This window comes from Deinococcus indicus (assembly GCF_002198095.1).
In the GTDB taxonomy this organism is placed as follows: Bacteria; Deinococcota; Deinococci; order Deinococcales; family Deinococcaceae; genus Deinococcus; species Deinococcus caeni.
On the sequence record NZ_NHMK01000012.1, the window covers coordinates 85,689 to 106,163 of the forward strand.

Sequence of the window (20,475 nt, forward strand, 5' to 3'; positions counted from 1 at the left end):
CGCAGGTGAAACCGGGCGGGAACCGCGGGTGGGAACGCGGCGCGTCCCGGCAGGAATGTGGTTGGCGGAGGTTATAGCGGTGGTCTGGCCGGGACGCAAGGCCAGATGTGCGGATTCCGGGGAGGCCAGTGGGCCGGACGGACCGGCGAAGCGCGTCCCGTCGCCGGGCACGCACGGGATCATAGCGGTCCCGGCTGCCGGCAGGGCCGCGCGGTCCAGACCATGCGCGGCGGCCGTCACCGGTGCCCCGCCGCGTCGGCCAGCGCCCGCGCCAGCAGCCCGGCCGCGCGGCGCAGCTGCGGCAGGTCCAGCCCGCCGTACCCGAGCAGCAGGCCGTTGCGGTCCGCGCCGCCCAGGTAGTACGGGGTCAGGGTCGGCACGAGCACACCCAGCGCCCGCGCGCGCGCACTCACGTCGGCGGCGTCCAGCGCCGGGTCGAGTTCCAGGTGGGCGTGCAGCCCGGCTTCCAGGCCCATCAGGCGGGCGTGGGCGCGGCTGCCGCCCAGCGCGCCGCTCAGGGCCGCGCGGCGGGCCGCGTAGGTCTTGCGCATCCGGCGGATGTGCCTCTCCAGGTGCCCCCCGGTGATCATCAGGGCCAGGGCGCGCTGCACCGGCCAGCTGGTGTGCGCGTCCAGCCGGCTGCGGACCCGTAGCAGCCGCTCGCGCAGCGGGCGGGGCGCGACCAGATACCCCACCCGCACCGCCGGGGACAGCACCTTCGAGAAGGTTCCCAGGTACACGACGTGCCCGCCGGTGTCCAGCGACGCCAGGGACGGCAGCGGCGCCGCCCCGTACCGGAACTCGCTGTCGTAATCGTCCTCGATGATCAGGGCGTCGTGCGTCTGCGCCCATTCCAGCAGCGCGAGCCGCCTCGGAATGGACAGCCGCACGCCCAGCGGGAACTGGTGGCTGGGCGTGGTGTACACCAGCAGCGGCGCGTCCGGTCCGCCCGGCAGGGCGTCCAGGCGCAGGCCGTCGTTGTCCACCGGGAGCGGCGTGATCCGCGCGCCCCGCTCCTGAAAGATCTGCCGCGCCAGCCGGTACCCCGGGTCCTCGAACGCCACGTGATCGCCGGGCGCCAGGACCGCCTGCGCGATCAGGTCTACGCCCTGCAGCGCCCCGGACGTGATGATCACGTCGTCCGGGTCGCACATGAACCCCCGCGCGCGTTTCAGGTACGCGGCGACCGCGCCGCGCAGGTCCGGGTCGCCCGCCGGGTCCGCGTAATCGCCGGGCAGCGGCGCGTCCGCCACCGCGCGCCACACGCGCCGCCACTCGCCGCGCGTCAGGGCGTCCGTGTCGGTCTGCCCCACCCGGAACGCCAGCAGGTCCGGCGGTCCCGGATGCTCCACCTGCGGTTCCGGCACGTCCCGACGCAACCAGCGGGCGCTGCGGCTGGGCGCCGGGCGGGCCGGGGCGGGCGCGCGGTCCACGGCGAGGTCCGGCGCGACGAACGTGCCGGACCGGTCCCGGCCGATCAGGAACCCCTCGGCCAGCAGATCCTCGTACGCCTCGAACACCACGTTCCGGCCGACGCCCAGCGCCAGCGCCAGCGCCCGCGTGGACGGCAGCCGCTGCCCCGGTTCCAGCGTCCCGCCGGACGCCGCCGCCCGCAGTTGCGCGGCCAGCTGCCGGGCCAGCCCCACGCCGGACGCGCGGTCCAGCGAGAGCGGCAGGTCCACCGGGGCCGGGGCCGGACGGCCGGCAGGGGGAGAGGCGTCCATCACCGCCCATTCTTACCACGCGGCCCTGCCCTCCTCCCTGCCCGCCCGGCCGGGTGCCTGGCTTCAGCGGTTCTGCGTCAGCGGTTCTGCGTCAGCGGTTCTGCGGGAAGCCGAGGTCCACGCGGCTGCCGGCCGGGTCGGGCCAGCGGGACGTGACGACCTTCGTGCGGGTGTAGAACTTCACGCCGTCCGGGCCGTACATGTGCGTGTCGCCGAACAGGCTGGCCTTCCACCCGCCGAACGAGTAGTACGCGACCGGCACGGGAATCGGCACGTTGATGCCCACCATGCCCACCTGACAGTCGAACTGGAACTGCCGGGCAGCGCCGCCGTCACGCGTGAAGATCGCGGTGCCGTTCCCGAACTCGTTGTCGTTGATGAGCTTCAGACCCGCCTCGTAGCTGGGGACGCGCACGACGCACAGGACCGGACCGAAGATCTCGTCGCGGTAGGCGTCCATGTCGGGCGTGACGTGATCGAGCAGCGACACGCCCAGGAAGAAGCCGTTCCCGTCGAAGGTCTGCGCCCGGCCGTCGACCACGACGGTCGCGCCCTGGTCGGCGGCGCTGCCGATGTACCCGGCGACCCGGTCGCGGTGCTCGCGGGAGATCAGCGGCCCCATCTCGTTCGCGGCGTCACTGCCGGGGCCGACCTTCAGCGAGGGCAGGCGCGAGGCGATGGCGTCCACCAGTCCGTCCGCCACGTCCCCGACGGCCAGGACCACGCTGATCGCCATGCAGCGCTCCCCGGCGGACCCGTACGCGGCGCTGACGGCGGCGTCGGCGGCCATGTTCACGTCCGCGTCGGGCAGGACCAGCATGTGGTTCTTCGCGCCGCCCAGCGCCTGCACGCGTTTGCCGTGCTCGGTGCCCTTCTGGTAGATGGAGCGCGCGATCGGCGTGCTGCCCACGAAACTGACCGCCGCGATGTCCGGGTGCTCCAGCAGCGCGTCCACCGCCTCCTTGTCCCCGTGAATGACCGTGAACACGCCGTCCGGCAGGCCCGCCTGTTGCAGCAGGTCCGCGATGAACAGACTGGCCGACGGGTCCTTCTCGCTGGGTTTCAGGATGAACACGTTCCCGCACGCCAGCGCGTTCGCGATCATCCACAGCGGCACCATCGCCGGGAAGTTGAACGGCGTGATGCCCGCCACCACGCCCAGCGGCTGCTGGATGGAGTACACGTCCACGCCGGTACTCGCGCCCTCGGAATACCCGCCCTTGAGCAGGTTGGGAATCCCGCACGCGAAATCCACGTTCTCGATGCCGCGCGCGATCTCCCCCAGCGCGTCCGCGTGCACCTTCCCGTGCTCGCTGGTCAGGATGCGCGCCAGATCATCGCGGCGGGCGTCCAGCAGCGCCCGGAAGCGGAACATGATCTCCGCCCGGCGGCTCAGCGGCACCGTGCGCCACGACCGCGCCGTCTGCACGGCCGCCGCCACCGCCGTGTCCACCTCGGCGCGGCTGGCGAGGTCCACGAGGCCCTGCACCTCCCCGGTCGCCGGGTTGAACACCTTCGCGCTGCGGCCCGACGTGCCGGGCGTCAACTTGCCCCCCAGCCAGTGGTTGATGGGCGCGGGCTTGGTCATCGTGTCAGTCATTGGGAACTCCTGTGGAGGGGAAGGCGGGGAGGGAGAGCGTCAGTCGGCGGCGACGGGCGAGCCGATCATCTGATCGACCAGGGCGAGGGCTTCCTCGTAGGCGGCGAGGCCCTCGTCGAGTTCCTCGCGGGTGACCACCAGGGGCGGGCAGACCCACAGGAAGTTGAAGCGGCTGTACGCGTATACGTGGCGGCTCTTGAGGTGCGCGGCGAGGCGGCCCATCTCCGGCGAGGTGCCGTTGAACGGGGCCAGCGGCTCCTTCGTGGCCTTGTCCCGCACGAGTTCCAGGACGCTGAACAGGCCCTTGTAGCGCACGTCGCCCACGCAGGCGTACCGCGCCTTCATGGCCTCCAGGCGCTGCCCGAGGTAGTCGCCGAGTTCGCGGGTGTGCTCGAACAGCCCCTCGTCCTCGTAGACCTTCAGGTTGGCGACGGCGGCGGCCAGCGAGACCGGGTGCCCGCTGTACGTCAGGCCGCCCGCCAGGAAGTGCGTCTCGAAGTACTCCGCGATGGCGTCGCTGACGACAACCGCGCCCAGCGGCATGTACCCGCTGGTCAGGCCCTTGGCGCAGGTGACGATGTCGGGCTTGATGCCGTAATGCTGCGTGGCGAGCCAGGTGCCGGTCCGGCCGAAGCCGCTCATGACCTCGTCGTCGATCAGGAGGATGCCGTACTTATCGCACAGGGCGCGCAGTTTCGGGTAGTAGTCGTCGGGCGGGACGAGCAGACCGTTGCTGCCGGTGATGCCCTCGACCATGATCGCGGCGATGGTGTGCGGCCCTTCCATCTGGATGATCTCCTCGATGTGCGACACGCACTCGCGCCCGCAACTGTCCGGCGTCTTCCCGAACGGGCAGCGGTAGCAGTACGGGTCGAAGGCGCGCACGATGCCGGGCACGCCGGGCTCGACCGGCCAGCGCCGGGGGTCGCCGCTGGCGGTCATGCTGCCCATCGTCGCCCCGTGGTAGGAGCGGTAGCGGGTGATGATCTTGTCGCGCCCGGTGTACAGGCGGGCGATCTTCATGGCGTTCTCGTTCGCCTCGCTGCCGCCCAGCGTGAAGAAGCTCTTGCCCAGGCCCGTCACCTCACGCAGTTTCTGCCCCAGCTGCGCGCGGACGTCCGTGGCGAAGCTCGGCCCGGCGAAACACATGGTGTCCACCTGCGCCTTGATGGCGTCCAGCACCGCCGGATGCTGATGCCCGACGTTGATGTTGATCAGCTGACTGGAGAAGTCCAGCCACGCGTTGCCGTCGCCGTCGAAGAAGTGGCTGCCCTTCCCACCGGTCATGTGGATGGGGTTCGTCTGCGTCTGCACGCTCCACGAGAACAGGGTGTGGTCACGGTTCGCCTGGATGATGTCGTGCGTGTCGGGATGCGGGTCGGGCATGGGCGAAACCTCCAAAAATGACAGGGTGAACCCGGCAGTGTGCAGGGCGCAGACTTCAGAAAGAAAAGCGGAAACCGAACGTTACCCGAAGTGTAGTTTTTTGCGTGCCAGCGCGGCAAGAGACAGTCTGTCCAGTCGCACCGCCTACGTCCGTTCGGCGGCGTTGAGCGCCTCGCCCGCCTCGCTGCGCGTCAGCTCCAGCGCCAGATGCAGGCCCAGCTGCCGGCGGGGTTCGTCCAGGTCGGGCAGCATGGCGCGCAGCTGCTCCAGGCGGTAGTACACCGTCTGGCGGCGCACGCCCAGCCGCCGGGCCGTCTCGGCCATGTTGAAGTTCGTGGTCAGCAGGGCGTCCAGCGTGCCCAGCAGCGTCGAGCGGGGCCGGGCAGGCAGGTTCAGCAGCGGGCCCAGTTGCGCGCGCAGGAACGCCACGCTGCGCCCCGTCTCGGCCAGCGCGTCCAGCAGCGGCGCGAGGCTCGGATCGAGCGCCGGGCCGCCGTGATTCAGGATGCGGGCATGCGCCGCGCGGGTCAGCGCCGCGAAACTCACCTCGGAGCGGAACACGATCAGCGGCAGCCCGTGCAGGCGCGACGCGCCCAGCAGCGCGGGCGGCACGTCGCGGAACACCTGCACGAGTTCCAGCGCCAGCCCGTGCGCGCCCCGCTGCGCCAGCGACGCCACGAAGCCCTCCAGTTCGCCGTCGTTCATGCGGGCCAGCAGCGACCCGGTCGAGAGGAGCAGTTCCCCACCCGTGAGGAACCGTGCGGCGTCCGCCACCTCCGACACATGCACCCACGTGACGGGCTGCGTCAGGTGCGCGTGCCCGCTCACGACCTCCGCGCCCGCGAACGCCGGAAGCGTCAACAGTTCCGCCAGCGTCGGCAACATCGGATCCTCCAGTCGAACAGGGGTCATGGTGACTTCAGTGTGCGCCATCTTGCCCTCTCCCCTTGTGGGAGAGGGAGGGAGGCGCGGAGCGCCGGAAGGGTGAGGGGGCGCCCGCTCGACTCTGTCTGATCTGGCCTCGCCCGAGTCTCATATCAGATCCCTTTCGCGATCCAGTCCATCGTGCGGCTCGTCAGTTCGTCCAGGGCCTGCACGCTCAGGGCGAGGTGGTCCTCGCGGGTGTCCTCGATCCTGTTGTGGCTGATGCCGCGCAGGCTCTGCACGAACAGCATGACGGTGGGGATGCCCGCGCGGGCGACCTCGGCGGCGTCGTGCAGGGGCCCGCTGGGGAGGCGGTGCGCGGCAGGCGTGACGGTCAGGATGCTGGCCTCGGCGGCGTCGATCAGCATCGGGTGGAAGGGGATGGGTTCGATGTTCCAGAGATACCCGAAGGTGACGGTGCAGCCCGAGTCCTGCGCGAACTGCGTGGCGGCGTCCTGCGCGTCCTGCCACATGGCGGCGAGCTTGTCGGCGTCGAGGTGGCGCTGGTCGAGGGTGAGTTCGCAGGTCTCGACGACGCTGGTGACGATGCCGGGCAGGGTCTTGACGCTGCCAACCGTGCACACGCCCCCGTGCCGCGCGGCGATGTCGTAGATGGCCTGCCCGAAGCGTCCGGCAGCGAGGAAGGCGTCGCGGCGGACGTTCATGGGCGTGCTGCCGCTGTGCGCGGCCTGCCCGTGGAACGTGATGGTGTGCCGTTCGACGCCGACCGTGCCGAGCACCGCCCCGAGGGGTAGGTCGAGTCCTTCGAGGACGGGGCCCTGTTCGATGTGCAGTTCGAGGTACGCGGCGGCGTCCCTCAGTTCCGCGCGGGCGTCCGGGGCGTCCGCGAGGGTGATGCCGACGCGGCTCAGGGCGTCTTCGAGGCTCACGCCGTCGCGGTCTTTCAGTTTGCGCATCTCGGTCACGTCGAGGTTACCCCCGGCGGCGCTGGACCCGTACAGGCTGCGGCCGAAGCGGGCACCTTCCTCGTCGGCCCAGTCCACCAGTTTCAGCGTGACGGGCGGCCGCCCGGCGTACTGCTCGTTCACGCGCCGCAGGACCTCCAGGCCCGCCAGGACGTTCAGGCAGCCGTCCAGCCACCCGCCGTTCGGGACAGAGTCGAGGTGCCCGCCGATCAGCAGGGCGCGGTCGCTCTCGCCGGGCAGGGTCGCCCACCAGTTCCCGGCGGCGTCCATGTGCTGCGTGACGGGCAGCGCGTCCAGCCGCTCCTTCAGGAACGCGCGGGCGGCGACCCAGGTGTCCGTGAACGCCACCCGCTGCGCGCCGTGCTCGTCCCCGGTCAATTCACGCAGGGCTTTCAGTTCGTCGATGGTTCGTTGAGGATCAAGCATGAGTCTCCTTCGGAGACAGTCGATGGTTGAAAGTCGATGGTGAAAGGAAAATCCCAGTCCATCAACTTTCAACCATCAACCATCTACTTCTTCCCGGTGGCTTTTTCCCACACCTTGTACGTGACGGCGGCGGGGGCCGGGTCGGCTTTCAGGATGCCGAGGCTCTTGAGCAGCGTGACGTTGGCCTTGTACGTGGCGGGGTCGAGGTACCCGGCGCGGCCTTTCAGGGTGGGGCCGGCGTTGTACAGCTTGGCGACTTCGGCCATCTGCCAGGTCTGGTGGCTCGCGGCGCTGGAGCGCGTGCCTGACCCCTTGCAGGTGTTGCCGCAGTTCACGAGAACGGTCTGCACGGCTTCCTTCTGGTTCTTCACGGCGTAGTTCCAGCCTTTCAGGGTGGCGCGCACGAGTTTGGCCGCGATGTCCTCGCCGCTCTGGCCGCTGCCCTTGAAGTTCTTGTTCGCCAGGGTGCGTTCGGTGGTGAAGATCAGGTCCTCAAGGAGGTTGATGCCGTAGTCGCTGGCGTTGAAGATCTGGAGTTTGTCGAGCGGGTAGCCCAGCCCGACGATCTGGTTGACCTCGTTGTAGGTCATGGCGGACACCAGATCGACCTTGTCGGGGAAGACGATGCTGGGATCGAAGGGGTACGTGACGGCCTGCACGCTGGGGTTGCTGACCGAGGAGTCGAGGCTGGTGGTCAGGCCGTACTTCTTCAGGAGGGCCACGGCGGGGTACTCGTTCCCGCTGGGCCACACGCCCACGCGCTTGCCCTTGAAGTCGGCGGGGGTCTTGATGCCGCTGCTTTTCAGGGACACGAGGGTGTAGCCGCTCTTCTGGAACAGCTGCGCGATGTGCACGACCGGGATGCCCTGCTGCCGGGCGGTCAGCAGGTCGGTGATCCAGGTGGTACCGAAGTCGGCGGTGCCGGTGGCGACGGTCTGAATGGGGCTCTGGTCGCCGGTCGGGAGGAACTGCACGTCCAGCCCTTCGGCTTTGTAGTAGCCCTTGGCCTGCGCGACGAAGAACCCGGCGAACTGCGCCTGCGGGAACCACTTGAGCTGCACCTTGACGGGCACGAGTTTCTGCGCGGAGGCGCTGGAGGCGGCGGTCAGGAGCAGGGCGGCCAGGATCAGGGTGCTGCGTTTCATGGGAACCTCCGGGGAGTGGGGAGCGCGTTCGGGTGAAACGGGGTCGGTCAGGAGCGGCGGGGCAGCAGCCGCGCCTCGGCGGCGCTGACAAGCGCGAAGAAGGCAATCCCGGCAATGCTGGCGAGCACGATGGCGGCCCAGACGACGTCCAGTCCGAAGCGGCCCACCTCGATCTGGATGCGGAAGCCCAGGCCGTGCCCGTTCGTGCCGAAGAACTCGGCGACGATGGCGGAGATCAGGGCCAGGGTGCTGGCGACTTTCAGGGCGCCGAACACGAACGGCAGCGCGCCGGGCACGCGGACGTCCCGGAAGGTCTGCGTGGGCGTGGCGGCGTAGGTGTGCATCAGGTCCAGGTGCAGCCGCGAGGCGCTCTGCAGGCCGCGCACGGCGCCCACCACGACGGGAAACAGGACGGTAACGGCCACGACGACCGTCTTGCTGGGCCAGTCCAGCCCGACGGCTTTCACGATGACGGGTGCGAGCGCCACGATGGGAATCGAGGAGAACAGCGCGGCGTACGGCAGCAGCCCGCGTTCCAGAAAGCGGAAGCGCACGACGAGCAGCGCCAGCGCCAGCCCCAGCACCGTGCCCGCCAGGAAGCCCAGCAGCGCCTCCAGCACGAAGGTGGTGTACGTGTCCTGTAGCAGCACGCTGCGGGCGGTCCACAGGGCGCTCAGCACGCGGCCCGGCGTAGGAATCAGTCCGGCGGGGACGGCGTAGGCGCGCAGCAGCGCCTCGGTGCCCAGCACCGCCAGGAGCAGCGTGAACGCGGCGGGCAGCGTGCGGGCCGCGCGGGACTCGCCCTGCGCCGCGCCGCGCACACCGAAGGCGCCCACGGCCAGCAGGGCGAGGATGCCCGCCAGCCACGCCCGCGCGTCCGGGGGCGTGCCCTCGCCGGGCGTGGGGAGGGTCAGCGCGGCGAGCAGCAGGCCCCCCACGCCGATCAGCAGCGCGGCAGCGGTCAGCAGCGTCCCGCCGGGCCGGGCGGCGAGGGTGCGCGCGGGCGTCATCGTCTGCTCCATGGCGTCACCCACCTCTCCAGCGCGTTCACCAGGGCGACCAGCGTCACGCCCAGCACCGCGCCGTAGCCCATGATCACCCACAGGGCCACCGTGTCACTGGCCCGCGAGTTCTCGGCGAGCATCTTGCCCAGCCCGGAGAACGAGATGGTGCTGATCTCCGCGACGATGCTGCCCACCAGCGCGGACGTCACCGCCACCTTCAGCGCCGTGAACAGGTGCGGGAGGCTGGCCGGGAAGCGCAGCAGCCGGTACGTCTGCGCGGAAGAAGCATGGTAGGTGCGCATCAGGTCCAGGTGCAACGGATCGGCGCTGCGCAGGCCGCGGCTCATGCCGACCGCGACTGGGAAGAACGCGATGTACGCCGCGATGATCGCCTTCGGCAGGAAGCCCTGCACGCCGTACTGCCCGAGCAGCACCGCCAGCATGGGCGCGATCGCCACGACGGGCACCGTCTGCGACGCGACCAGCCACGGCAGCGTGGCCCGCTCGAAGGCCTGGCTGGCGACGAGCAGCAGCGCCAGCCCGATCCCGGTCACGGTCGCCAGCAGCAGGCCCAGCAGCGTCTCCCCGGCGGTGACGCCCACGTTGTACGGCAGCGCCAGTGGCGACGTGACCGGCGTACTCAGGCGCACGAAGCCCTGCGCGAGCTGCGCCGGGGCGGGCACCACCGGGTTGCGCAACTGCGAGGCGCAGGCCAGCGCCGTCCGGCAGTCCAGTTCCGCGCCGCTCGCCAGGGTCCGCCCCGCCGGGCCGACGTTCGCGGCGAGCATCAGCGGCCAGTACAGCGCCGCCGCGATCAACGCCACGATCAGCATCGGGCCCAGACCCGCCACGCGTGAGGGCCGCAGGGCGGTCACGGCCTCCCCCCGCTCACGCGTGTCCCTTCTTGAGCAGTTCGCGGATCTCGGTGGCGAGCGTGAAGAAACGTGGGTCCTCGCGGGTGTCGTCGCTGCGCGGGTGGGGCAGGTCGATGTCCACGACGCCCTCGATGCGGCCGGGGCGGGCGGTCATGACGACCACGCGGGTACTCAGGAACACCGCTTCCGGGATGGAGTGCGTCACGAAGATCACGGTCTTGCCCGTCTCGCGCCACAGGCGCAGCAGTTCCAGGTTCAGATGCTCGCGGGTGATCTCGTCGAGCGCGCCGAAGGGTTCGTCCATGAACAGCAGCGGCGGGTCGAACGCCAGCGCGCGGGCGATGCTCACGCGCTGCTGCATCCCACCGGACAGCTGCCAGGGGTAGTTCCGCTCGAACTTCTCCAGACCCACCAGCTTCAGCATCTCGCGCGCCCGCGCTACCCGGTCGCCGGGCACGTTCATGACCTCCAGCGGCAGCAGCACGTTTTTCAGCACCGTGCGCCACTCCATCAGGGCGGGCGCCTGGAACACGTACCCGTACTGCCGTTCGCGCCGGGCCTCGTCGGCGGGGCGGCCCGCGATGAGCAGTTCCCCGCCGGTGGGTTGTTCCAGGTCGGCCATCAGGCGCAGCAGGGTGGTCTTCCCGCAGCCGCTCGGGCCGATCAGGCTGATGAACTCGCCCCGCTGGATGCTGAGGTTGGCGTCTTTCAGCGCGACCGTCTCCCCGCCGGGCACCGGAAAGACCTTCTGCAGGTCGCGGATGGACACGATGGGCGGCTCACCCAGGGTCGGGCTGACCTGCGGGCTGGGGTTGGTGTACGTCACGTCTCCTCCTTGGACCTCCGGACCCTGTCCGGTTCAGCGTGCCTGGAACCCTCTGCCCGCTCCTACCGCCGCAGCAGCTGCCCGCGCGCCGGGTCGCCCACGAACGCGCCACCCTGCACGGCCACCTGACCTCGCACGGTGACCACCTCGGGCCGGCCGTCGATCTCCCAGCCCTCGAAACCGCTGTAATCGTTGTTCATGTGGCTGGTCCCGGCGCTGATGGTGCCCCGGTACGCGGGGTCGTAGATCACCAGATCGGCGTCACTGCCCACGCTGACGGTGCCCTTGCGGGGGTACAGCCCGAAGATCTGCGCGGCGCGGGTGCTGGCGGCGTCCACGAAGCGTTCGACGCTCAGGTTGCCGCGGCTGACGCCCTGCGTGTACAGGACGTTCACGCGGTCCTCGATGGCGGGAATGCCGTTCGGGATGAGGGTGAAGTTCCCGTCGCCCATGTGCTTCTGCGCCACGTCGAAGGGGCAGTGGTCGGTGGCGACCGTGGCGATCTCGCCGCGTTCCAGCGCCGCCCACAATCGGGGCTGGTTCCCCTTCTCACGCAGGGGGGGCGACATGACGTACTTCGCGCCCTCCACGCCGGGCCGCTCCGCATAGGTCTTGTCAAGCGTCAGGTGCGGAATCACGACCTCCACGTCCAGCTTCACGCCGCGCGACCGGGCGTCCAGCGCCGCCTCCAGCGCGCGGGCGTTGCTCAGGTGCACCACGTACCCGTGTGCGCCCGTCATCTCCACGAACGTCGCGAAGTGCGCCGTGCCCTCCGCCTCCACGCTCTCCGGGCGACTGGGTTCGTGCCACTCGGGGCCGGTCTTCCCCTCCGCAAGCAGTTCCTGCTGCAACTCTGCGACCAGATCCGCGTTCTCGCAGTGCGCGGTGACCACCACGCCCATTTCCGCTGCCAGACGGCACACCCGGTACAGCGCCGCGTCATCGATCCCGAACGCACCCTTGTACGCCAGGAACACCTTGAAGGACCGCATCCCCTGTCCCACCAGATCGCGCAGCGTCGCCTCGGTCCGGTCATCCCAGCGGGTCACGCCGATATGGAAGGTGTAGTCGCAGGCGCTGTTCCCTGCCGCCATGCCTGTCCAGGTGCGCCAGCCGTCCATCAGGTCCTCACTGCCCGCCGGGGCGAGCATCTCGATGAACGTCGTGGTCCCGCCGATCAGCGCCGCCTGCGAGCCGGTCGCGTGCGTGTCTTTCGCGAACGTCCCCATGAACGGCAGGTGGATATGCACGTGCGGGTCGATGAAACCGGGGAACACGAACTTCCCGCTCGCGTCGATCACGGTGGCCCCCTCGGGCACCGCGAGGTGCTCGCCGATCTGGGCGATGGTCTCCCCGTCCACCAGCACGTCCGCCCTGAACCGTTTGCCGTCCGTGACAATCTCGCCGTTCTGAATCAGTAGGGTCATGCAGTTCACTCCTCTTCGATGACGAACCGGACAGGCCGTCCCTTCGACTCAACCTCGACTTCAAACACGGTGACGCTCTGCTGAGTGAGCCGGGCCAGATGGTCGGCCACTTCGGTGACCAGGGCATGTGCCCGCTCATAGGTGACGTTCCCGGACACGATGACCTGAATCCCGACCATCTCGTCGTAAAACTGCAGAGAGGCGTCATCTACCTGAAGGCTGTGTCCCGGTCCGGGACCATCGGTGGAGGGGGTCTGCGGCAACCTCAACAGCTCCGGGTAGCGGGCTGGACTCCATTCAAACCAGCCGTTCTCGACGTCCTGAATCAGAAATTCAAATGACGGCACTTCCATACTCAGTGGATCTCGATGCCGACTTCTTCGCGGTAGGCCTGCATGGCGGCCCAGCTCTGGGCGATGTCGGGGCGCTGGGCGGTCAGTTCGTCCCAGGTGATGCTTTCTCTGCCGCTGGGGACGGTGACCATGGTGATGCAGCCGTCGACGGGGCAGACGTTGGCGCACAGGGCGCAGCCGACGCAGTCGCTTTCGCGCACGACGGGGCGGGGGCGGGTGTCGGCGACCTGCCGGCCGTTGGTTCTCATGTCGTAGCCGGGGTCGACGGTGACGCCGCCGGGGCTGACGAGGTCGATGCACTGGTGGGCGGTGTCGTTGCAGGCGGCGTAGCAGAGGTCGCAGCCGATGCATTTGTTCTGGTCGATGCGCGCGACGGACTGGTGGGAGAGGTCCAGGCCGCCGAAGGTGCTCATCTGCGGCAGCGATTTGCCGGTCACGTCGGCGATGGTCTTGAAGCCGTGGTCGTCCATCCAGTTGCTCAGGCCGTCGGTGAGGTCCTCGATGATGCGGTAGCCGTGCTGCATGGCGGCCGTGCAGACCTGCAGGGAGGTGGCGCCGAGGAGGAGGAATTCGGCGGCGTCGCGCCAGGTGGCGATGCCGCCCATGCCGCTGATGGGCACGCCGCTGCGCAGCACGCCTTCATCGGTCATGAGTTCGGTCAGCATGTTCAGCGCGATGGGTTTGACGGCCGGGCCGGCGTACCCGCCGTGCGTGCCGCGGCCGCCGATGCTGGGCGTGACGAGCAGGGTGTCGAGGTCGACGCGGGTGACGGAGTTGATGGTGTTGATGAGCGAGAGGGCGTGGGCACCTCCGGCGAGAGCGGCGTGGGCGGGGTCCACGATGTGGGTGATGTTCGGCGTGAGTTTCACGATGACGGGCAGGCGGGTAACGCTGGTGACCCAGTGGGTGTTCAGCTGGCACATCTCGGGCACCTGGCCGACGGCGGCGCCCATGCCGCGTTCGCTCATGCCCTGCGGGCAGCCGTAGTTGAGTTCGATGCCGTCGGCGCCGGTGTCCTCGATCATCATGACGATGTCCTTCCAGGCCTGCGGGTCGGCGTCGACCATGGCGGACACGATGACGGCCCGGTCGGGCCAGAGGCGTTTGATCTCGGCGATCTCGCGCAGGTTCACGTCCAGGGGGCGGTCGCTGATGAGTTCGACGTTGTTGATGGCGAGCATGCGCCGCCCACCCAGGCTGAGGCTGCCGTAGCGGTTGCTGATGTTCAGGACGGGCGCGCCGATGGTCTTCCAGACGGCGCCGCCCCAGCCGTACTCGAAGGCGCGGTGGATCTGCGCGCCGCTGTTGGTGGGGGGCGCGGAGGCCAGCCAGAAGGGGTTGGGCGAGCGGATGCCCGCGAAGTCGATGCTGAGGTCAGCCATGGTGGGCCTCCGTGACGGGCGTGTAGGCCGGGGCGGCGGTCTGGTTCGGGCCGGTGGGAACGGGGCCGTGCGCGGCGAGGTACAGCGGGTGCTCGCGGACCTCGGCGGGCGGCGTGGGCTTCAGGGTGACGTTCGGCGTGCGGCCCAGGGCGCGTTCGATGCTGGCGGCGGCGATCTTGCCGTCCTGCACGGCCATGACGGTGCTGGCGTTCCCGCGTGCACGCACGCAGTCCCCGGCGGCGTACACGCGCGGGAGGCTGGTCTGCAGGGCATCGTCCACGCGGATGTACCCGCCGTCCAGTTCCAGGCCCAGCGTGGCGGCCAGCGCGGGTTTCTCCTGCCCGATGGCGCTGATGACGGTGTCGCAGGGGATCACGAAATCGCTGCCGGGGATGGGTTCCGGGCGGGCGCGGCCCGAAGCGTCGGGTGCGCCAAGGCCCATGCGGACGCAGCGCAGGCCCGTGACCTGCCCGCCTTCGTGCAGGACTTCCACGGGCTGGGTCAGGAAGCTGAAGGTGATGCCCTCGCTCAGGGCGAAGAGGTACTCGTGGTGGTAGGCGGTCATCTCGCGTTCGGTGCGGCGGTACACCATCAGGGTGTCCGCGCCGGAGCGCCGGGCGATGGTGGCGGCGTCCACGGCGGTGTTCCCCGCACCGATGATCACGGCGCGCGTGCCGACCCCGGTGGGCCGCTCCATCTTGCTGGCCTCGATGACCTGCAATCCGTCGAGGATGTGTTGCTCGCCGGGAATGCCGAGGGCAGGCACGGCGCCCAGGCCCAGCGCGAGGATCACGGCGTCGTGGGCGCTCAGCAGGTCGTCCAGGCCCGCGCGGGTGGTCAGTTCGTGTCCGGTGACGACGTTCACGCCGAGGTCGCGGACAGCCTGCACCTCGCGCAGCGCGACCTCGACCGGTTCGCGCAGCACGATGATGCCGTAGGTGCTCAGGCCGCCGCCCAGCTCGCGTTTCTCGTACAGGGTGACCTCATGCCCGGCTTTTGCGAGTTCGGCGCTGGCGCTGATCCCGGCGGGACCGCTGCCCACCACGGCGACGCGGTGCCCGGTGGCGGGGGCGGGCGTGAACAGCTGGATGCCGCGTTCCTGCACGTGGTCGACGGCGTGGCGTTGCAGGCGGCCGATCTGGATGGGCGTGTGGTCCGGGCCGAGCACGCAGGCACCCTCGCAGAGTTCCTGCACGGGGCAGACGCGGGCGCAGGTGCCGCCCAGGAAGTTGCTCTCCAGGATGGTCCGGGCCGAGCCGCGCAGGTTCCCGGTGGCGATCTTGCGGATGAAGGTCGGGATGTCGATGTGGGTGGGGCAGGCCTGCAGGCACGGCGCGTCGTAGCAGTACAGGCAGCGGTTGGCCTCGACGCTCGCCTCGTGCGCGGTCATGGGCGGCAGGAGTTCCTGAAAGGGCTGTGGGGAGGGGGCGGCGGGCGGGGCGGGACGGGTGGGTTCCATGACTGACCTCGCAACTCGGGGGGGATGGGCGGGGTCGGTTCGGCCCTCACGGGAGCAGATTTAACCGAATGATCATGATTGTAGGCCCCGCGAGTGCATAACGTCAATCGTTGTCTGGATGATTATTCTCAGGGTCTTCAACTTACCCATGCGTCCCGCCGACAAATTGAGCCGCATTCAGACGCATTTTTGACAGAGTGTCCAGCTAAATCCGGGCATGCCACCCTCGGACTCCAATCGCCACAGATTGCATATTTATTCATCTATTGAGCTGCGGGTCCCGACAGGAGTACGCTGATCGCGTCCGACAATCACGACGTTCGCCACCCTCCCGGCCGACCATTCACGTTCTGCATATTTCTCGTTCACGCCGTAACGATATGCACACAGAAGGCTGATTTCTGCCACAACCCGGTATGAAATCTGCATTCCGTCATCCAATCTGGCGACAGAATGCAGATTCGAGCGATTGGCCGGGGCGGGCAGCCGAAGTCCATGCCGACTGTGCTCAGGCCGGGGCCGCCGCCGTCCACCACCGGGCCGTCACAGCACCAGCCGGCCCAGCTTGCGGAACTCCAGGTGCAGGGCTTCCTCGACCAGCGCGTGGTCCAGCGGAACGCGGCGCGCCACGGACATGAACACGGCGTTCATGGCGACGCTGCGGATGTTGCCGCCGGACACGTCGGCCGCCGCCAGCCGCGCGAACTCCACGCCGCTGGTGTCCAGCGCCGCCGGGAACGCGCCCCGCCACAGCCGCTCGCGTTCCGGGGCCTGCGGCGCGCGGAAGTTCACCACGAACGCCAGCCGGCGCATGAAGGCCACGTCCATGCTGCTTTCCAGGTTGGTGGTCAGCAGGGCCAGACCGTTGAACGTCTCCAGGCGTTGCAGCAGGTAGTTCACCTGGGTGTTCGCGTAACGGTCGTTGCTGTCGCGGACCTCGCCGCGCTTCCCGAAGACGCTGTCGGCCTCGTCGAACAGCAGGACGCAGCCGCCCTGGTCAGCCGCATCGAAGATTTTCCTGAGGTTCTTCTCGGTCTCGCCGATGTACTTGCTGACCGTGCTGCTCAGGTCCACGCGGTACAGGTCGAGGTTCAGGTCGTGCGCCAGCACCTCGGCGCTGAGGGTCTTGCCGGTGCCGCTGGGACCGCTGAACAGCGCCGTGATCGAGCGGCCCCGGCCGGGCCGGGCCATGCCGAGGTCCTCGTACACCACCGAGCGGTGCCGGACGTGCGCGGCGATCTGCTCGAGCGCCAGCCGTTCGGCGTCCGGCAGGATCAGGTCCGCCCAGCGGGCGCGGGTCTCGATGCGCTGCGCGAGGCTGCCCATCAGGCGGCGGTTCGCGCCGCGCGCGGCCTCCCAGGCCCGTTCGATCCGCGCCGACGGGTCGGCGCTGCCGGACAGGGCGGCGCGGGCCTCGCGTGCCAGGGCGTCGATGCGGTCCAGGTTCAGGTGAAACTGGTCGCCCAGCTGCCGCAGCAGCGGCTGCTCCGCGCTGACGCCCAGCGCCTGCGCCCAGCGCTCCCGCTGCTCGGCGGGCGTGGGGGCACCGACCCCGGCGCTCACGAGGGCGCGCGGCGAGTCGAGCGGCAGGGGGTCGGCCGCGACGATCACGACCGGCCCGGCGGCCGCGTCGAGCACCCGGTCCACCAGCCCCTCCGGCGGCTGCGCGTCGGGCAGGGGCGTGGCGGCGTCCAGCACCAGCCGCGCGCCGCGCAGGCGGGTGTCGCGCCGCAGGGCGCGCAGCAGCGTCTCCTGCTCGTCGGCGGGCCGGGCGGCCAGGTTCGGCAGGTCCAGCAGGTGCGCCTCGCGGCCCAGCAGGTGCGCGGCGAGGGACAGCATGCCGCCGGTGTTCGTGCCGAACAGCAGCGCGGCGCGGTCCGGGCCAGCGTGCAGGTGTCCGTTCAGGCCGTCCAGCTGCGCCTGCTGCGAGTCGCTCAGCAGGCCGCCGCCCGGCAGGGGGCGCAGCACGCCGCGCAGGTCCGGCGGAACGTCCGCCCCGCCGCGCAGGTCGGCGAGCAGGCCCGCGCTGAGCCGCAGGGGCGTCAGGGCCTCCAGCACGCTGGCGTTCGCGCTGCTGCCGAACTCGATCAGGCCGCACGCCAGCAGCGGGCGCGTGGAGCTGAAGGCGTCCCCCTCGGTCCACTCGTCGCTCAGCAGCCAGCGGCGGGTCAGGGCGGGCGTCAGGAACGCCGCGTACAGGCTCTCCATCTGGAGCGCGGCGGCGCAGGCGGCCAGCATCCGTTCCGGGTACAGTTCGGTCGCCAGGGCCAGGGCCAGCACGCCCGTCTCGAAGTCCGTCAGGTCCAGCCGCGCCTGCGCGTGCGCCAGCCGCGTACCGCGCAGGTCCGGCAGCGTCACCACGTACCGCACGTCCGGTTCGGCCTGCTCGTTCAGCGCCACGTCCAGCACCTGCGCGCTCAGTCCGTCGCACAGCGTCTGGAGGGCCTGCGCGGGGAGCAGCCCGGCCGGGCTCAGCGGGTCCGGCGCGGCGCGGGACGGGGTCGGCTGGGATGGGGAGTGGGGCATACGGTCTCCTGTGATACGGACTCCGGTTGAACGGCTGGCAGGGCCGCCGGGTCCGGGCGGACGCGACCCGTCGGGCGGTCCGGGGTCAATTGAGGTTGATCATGACGCCCCGGACGTCCACGTTCCCGCCGCCCCCGTCGATGCGGACGCCGCTGCGGGCCTTGAGTTCCAGGCGGCCGGTGCTGGTGATGGTCAGGGTGTTGCTCTTGCTGTCCAGGTGGACCTCGTTGCCGTTGCGGTCGCGCAGGACCACGAACGGGGCTTTCGGGTCGTCCATCAGGGTCAGGCGGTGTCCGGCGGCGGTGCGCAGTTCCGTGAAGGGTTTCTTCTTGTCGTCGTTCAGTTCCAGGGCATGTTTCCTGCTGCTCTGGACGGTCACTTTCGGCGGGTCGGGGTCGATGGGGTCGTCGTAGATCAGTTCGTGGCCCAGGCGGGTGCGGTAGACGCGCTGGATGACCTTGCCGTTCTTGATGGTCTTGCCGGTCGGGCGGGGCGGGGCGTCGCTGCCGTTCCACAGGCCCCCGATCACGTACGGGTGGTGGATGTCGCCGTGTTCGAAGCCCACGAGGACCTCGTCGTTCACTTCCGGCGTGAACTGCGAGCCGCGCCCGCCGCCGTTGCCCACGCCGACCACGCGCGCCCAGTCGCTCTCGTCGTCCTCGGTCAGGGCCGGGAGTTTCAGTTTCACGCGGCCCTGGTCCTGCGGGTCCTCGTTGTTCGTGACGATGCCGATCATCAGGCCCGGCACCGGCGTGTACGGCGCGTCGTGCGTGCCGGCGGCGCTCTGGCGGATCAGGGCGGCCAGCGAGTCCGGGCGGCTGCCGGTCACGCTGAACTCGGTGCTGTAGCCCTCGCCGTTGCGGTACAGGTGCCGGACGCTGCTGGCCACGTACTGCCCGCTGAAGCGCCGCCCGACGTTCTTCACGTCCAGGGTGGTGCCGGCGGTCAGGCGCGGGTAGCCGGCGGCGGTGCCGCGCGCCTCGATCAGGTGTTCGCTGACGCGGTTGCGCTGCGCCTGCGCGATGGCGGTCGCGTACGCCTGCTCCCGCACGATCAGGGTGCTGCTGGTGGTGGGGGCGTCCATGTCGAAGGCCTGCTGCGCGACGCCCTCGCTGCGGGACGATTCCGGCACCTGCGCCTTGCCCTGCCCGGCGGCGGCCTGCCCGACCACGCTGCGTTTCTGCCTGGGGTCCCAGGAGCGCACGGTGCTCTGGCTGGTCTGTCCCAGGCTGGTCAGGCGCGGCAGGAACTCGGTCAGGGTGTCGCCCCACACGAGTTCGATGGGGTCCTGGCCGCGCACGCTCTCGCAGCGCAGTTCGGTGCCGTCGGCGTACAGGATGTACCCCAGGCGCGAGGCGCGTTCGCGCAGGAACGCGAGGTTGGTCTGGTTGTGTTGCAGCACGTACGGGTGGACGACGCTGCTGGCCTCGGTGCGGGCGGTCATGCCGGCCTCACCCGCGAGTTTCTTCACGAGATCCATGTCGCTGACGTTCAGGAACGAGCGGGTGTGCGTGCCGCGCGCCAGGCGGTGCAGGCGGTCGAAGGCGCGCAGCCGCAGGAACTGCGTGGAGCGGGTGAAGCGCGGCTCGACCTCCACGAGTTCCCCGTCGAAGACCGTCTCGCGGTGGCTCTTGACCTGCGCGATCACCTTGATGCGGGCGCCCAGCCGGAACTTCTCGTCGTCGACGAGCAGGCCCTGCGGGTCGCGCAGCGTGACGGTAGCCACGTCCGGCAGCTGCAGGCTGCTGTCGACCGTGACCTCGTCGATCTGCTCGAACAGCGCGCGGGGCATGTCCTGCCCGTCGATGTTCAGGAACAGGCTGCTGACGGCGCCCTCGACCGGGTTGCGGGGGGCGGCGCGGGTCACGAACCCTTCCCGAAGGACGTGGCGCGCAGGTCGCCCACGAAGCCGCGCTGCGCCGCCCGTTCGCGGATGCCCTGGCTGACGTGGTACGTGGACGTGCCGCCGCTGGCGCCGTGGAAGGCGGTGGACCGGTCCGCCTGTTCCAGCGACACCTTGATGACCGAGCGGACGGGCGTGCCGTCGGGCATGAACAGCGTGAACTGCTGCTCCATGCTGGTGATGACCGCCTCGAAATGCCAGGTGGACCCCCACTGGAACAGCACCTTGCCCGGCCGGTTCTTCTGGAGGGCCGACGCCCGGTCGGTTTCCTTGTCGCCGATCTGGGTCAGCGCCCACAGCGGCGCGGTGTACTTGCGGACGTCCTCGACCGCCCCGGCCGACTGGCGGCGGGCGTACGTGTCGAAGAACAGTTCGAGGGTCAGGGTGGCGGCCGAGCCACCCACGAACACCTTGTTGCCGGTGTCGCTGGTGTCGCTGTTCTGGGATTTCCAGTCGACGGACCGCGAGATGGTGTACTCGCGCGGGTTGAACATGCACTCGATGGGAGTCTTGCGGCCGTTGCCGTCGATGGGCACGATCTGGGCCTTGGTGAACTGACCTCCTGCCATGTGGTTCCTCCTGTGCCCCC

General features: G+C 69.9%; 16 protein-coding genes. All 16 read right to left on the reverse strand.

Annotated features, from left to right (window positions below):
• Nucleotides 1-236 precede the first annotated feature (236 nt).
• The 16 genes from pdxR to CBQ26_RS10170 all read right to left on the reverse strand — a co-directional run bounded on the left by pdxR (nt 237) and on the right by CBQ26_RS10170 (nt 20,455).
• A complete protein-coding gene (pdxR, locus tag CBQ26_RS10095; RefSeq protein ID WP_088248514.1) occupies nt 237-1,724 on the reverse strand; it encodes a MocR-like pyridoxine biosynthesis transcription factor PdxR in 1,488 nt (495 codons plus the stop codon).
• A gap of 91 nt (nt 1,725-1,815) precedes the next feature.
• Complete coding sequence (locus CBQ26_RS10100; protein ID WP_244898017.1) at nt 1,816-3,324, reverse strand: CoA-acylating methylmalonate-semialdehyde dehydrogenase; 1,509 nt, start codon at nt 3,322-3,324, stop codon at nt 1,816-1,818.
• Between the two features lie 39 nt (nt 3,325-3,363).
• Nucleotides 3,364-4,710 (reverse strand): aminotransferase class III-fold pyridoxal phosphate-dependent enzyme, encoded by a 1,347-nt coding sequence (locus tag CBQ26_RS10105; RefSeq protein ID WP_088248516.1) that lies wholly within the window; start codon nt 4,708-4,710, stop codon nt 3,364-3,366.
• A gap of 144 nt (nt 4,711-4,854) precedes the next feature.
• Nucleotides 4,855-5,622, reverse strand: a complete 768-nt coding sequence (locus CBQ26_RS10110) for a PucR family transcriptional regulator (RefSeq protein WP_244898018.1) — start codon at nt 5,620-5,622, stop codon at nt 4,855-4,857.
• A gap of 125 nt (nt 5,623-5,747) precedes the next feature.
• The gene (locus CBQ26_RS10115; RefSeq protein ID WP_088248518.1) at nt 5,748-6,986 is read right to left on the reverse strand and encodes a hydantoinase/carbamoylase family amidase; all 1,239 of its coding nucleotides are present in this window, start codon (nt 6,984-6,986) and stop codon (nt 5,748-5,750) included.
• Between the two features lie 83 nt (nt 6,987-7,069).
• Nucleotides 7,070-8,131: an ABC transporter substrate-binding protein gene (locus CBQ26_RS10120; protein WP_088248519.1), complete on the reverse strand. Its 1,062-nt coding sequence runs from the start codon at nt 8,129-8,131 to the stop codon at nt 7,070-7,072.
• Between the two features lie 47 nt (nt 8,132-8,178).
• A complete protein-coding gene (locus tag CBQ26_RS10125; RefSeq protein ID WP_244898019.1) occupies nt 8,179-9,153 on the reverse strand; it encodes an ABC transporter permease in 975 nt (324 codons plus the stop codon).
• Nucleotides 9,138-10,010 (reverse strand): ABC transporter permease, encoded by an 873-nt coding sequence (locus CBQ26_RS10130; protein WP_244898020.1) that lies wholly within the window; start codon nt 10,008-10,010, stop codon nt 9,138-9,140. The genes CBQ26_RS10125 and CBQ26_RS10130 overlap by 16 nt, the downstream gene beginning before the upstream one ends.
• 13 nt (nt 10,011-10,023) lie before the next feature.
• Nucleotides 10,024-10,836: an ABC transporter ATP-binding protein gene (locus tag CBQ26_RS10135; RefSeq protein ID WP_088248521.1), complete on the reverse strand. Its 813-nt coding sequence runs from the start codon at nt 10,834-10,836 to the stop codon at nt 10,024-10,026.
• Nucleotides 10,837-10,898: 62 nt separating this feature from the next.
• The gene (gene hydA, locus CBQ26_RS10140) at nt 10,899-12,263 is read right to left on the reverse strand and encodes a dihydropyrimidinase (RefSeq protein WP_088248567.1); all 1,365 of its coding nucleotides are present in this window, start codon (nt 12,261-12,263) and stop codon (nt 10,899-10,901) included.
• Between the two features lie 5 nt (nt 12,264-12,268).
• Complete coding sequence (locus CBQ26_RS10145; RefSeq protein WP_088248522.1) at nt 12,269-12,616, reverse strand: hypothetical protein; 348 nt, start codon at nt 12,614-12,616, stop codon at nt 12,269-12,271.
• Between the two features lie 2 nt (nt 12,617-12,618).
• Nucleotides 12,619-13,998, reverse strand: a complete 1,380-nt coding sequence (preA, locus tag CBQ26_RS10150) for an NAD-dependent dihydropyrimidine dehydrogenase subunit PreA (protein ID WP_088248523.1) — start codon at nt 13,996-13,998, stop codon at nt 12,619-12,621.
• Complete coding sequence (locus tag CBQ26_RS10155; RefSeq protein WP_088248524.1) at nt 13,991-15,457, reverse strand: NAD(P)-dependent oxidoreductase; 1,467 nt, start codon at nt 15,455-15,457, stop codon at nt 13,991-13,993. The genes preA and CBQ26_RS10155 overlap by 8 nt, the downstream gene beginning before the upstream one ends.
• A gap of 543 nt (nt 15,458-16,000) precedes the next feature.
• On the reverse strand, nt 16,001-17,983 hold the full coding sequence (locus CBQ26_RS10160; protein ID WP_244898021.1) for an ATP-binding protein: 1,983 nt from the start codon (nt 17,981-17,983) through the stop codon (nt 16,001-16,003).
• Between the two features lie 85 nt (nt 17,984-18,068).
• A complete protein-coding gene (locus CBQ26_RS10165) occupies nt 18,069-19,850 on the reverse strand; it encodes a VgrG-related protein (RefSeq protein WP_088248525.1) in 1,782 nt (593 codons plus the stop codon).
• Complete coding sequence (locus CBQ26_RS10170; RefSeq protein ID WP_055364388.1) at nt 19,847-20,455, reverse strand: CIS tube protein; 609 nt, start codon at nt 20,453-20,455, stop codon at nt 19,847-19,849. The genes CBQ26_RS10165 and CBQ26_RS10170 overlap by 4 nt, the downstream gene beginning before the upstream one ends.
• Nucleotides 20,456-20,475: the final 20 nt, after the last annotated feature.

Bases quoted from the DNA above. Each gene is read 5' to 3' on its own strand.
- CBQ26_RS10170 (WP_055364388.1), bottom strand. From the start codon at position 20,455: ATGGCAGGAGGTCAGTTCACCAAGGCCCAGATCGTGCCCATCGACGGC.
- CBQ26_RS10115 (WP_088248518.1), bottom strand. From the start codon at position 6,986: ATGCTTGATCCTCAACGAACCATCGACGAACTGAAAGCCCTGCGTGAA.
- CBQ26_RS10110 (WP_244898018.1), bottom strand. From the start codon at position 5,622: ATGACCCCTGTTCGACTGGAGGATCCGATGTTGCCGACGCTGGCGGAA.
- CBQ26_RS10145 (WP_088248522.1), bottom strand. From the start codon at position 12,616: ATGGAAGTGCCGTCATTTGAATTTCTGATTCAGGACGTCGAGAACGGC.
- CBQ26_RS10125 (WP_244898019.1), bottom strand. From the start codon at position 9,153: ATGGAGCAGACGATGACGCCCGCGCGCACCCTCGCCGCCCGGCCCGGC.
- hydA (WP_088248567.1), bottom strand. From the start codon at position 12,263: ATGACCCTACTGATTCAGAACGGCGAGATTGTCACGGACGGCAAACGG.
- CBQ26_RS10120 (WP_088248519.1), bottom strand. From the start codon at position 8,131: ATGAAACGCAGCACCCTGATCCTGGCCGCCCTGCTCCTGACCGCCGCC.
- CBQ26_RS10160 (WP_244898021.1), bottom strand. From the start codon at position 17,983: ATGCCCCACTCCCCATCCCAGCCGACCCCGTCCCGCGCCGCGCCGGAC.
- pdxR (WP_088248514.1), bottom strand. From the start codon at position 1,724: ATGGACGCCTCTCCCCCTGCCGGCCGTCCGGCCCCGGCCCCGGTGGAC.
- CBQ26_RS10105 (WP_088248516.1), bottom strand. From the start codon at position 4,710: ATGCCCGACCCGCATCCCGACACGCACGACATCATCCAGGCGAACCGT.
- CBQ26_RS10100 (WP_244898017.1), bottom strand. From the start codon at position 3,324: ATGACTGACACGATGACCAAGCCCGCGCCCATCAACCACTGGCTGGGG.
- CBQ26_RS10155 (WP_088248524.1), bottom strand. From the start codon at position 15,457: ATGGAACCCACCCGTCCCGCCCCGCCCGCCGCCCCCTCCCCACAGCCC.
- preA (WP_088248523.1), bottom strand. From the start codon at position 13,998: ATGGCTGACCTCAGCATCGACTTCGCGGGCATCCGCTCGCCCAACCCC.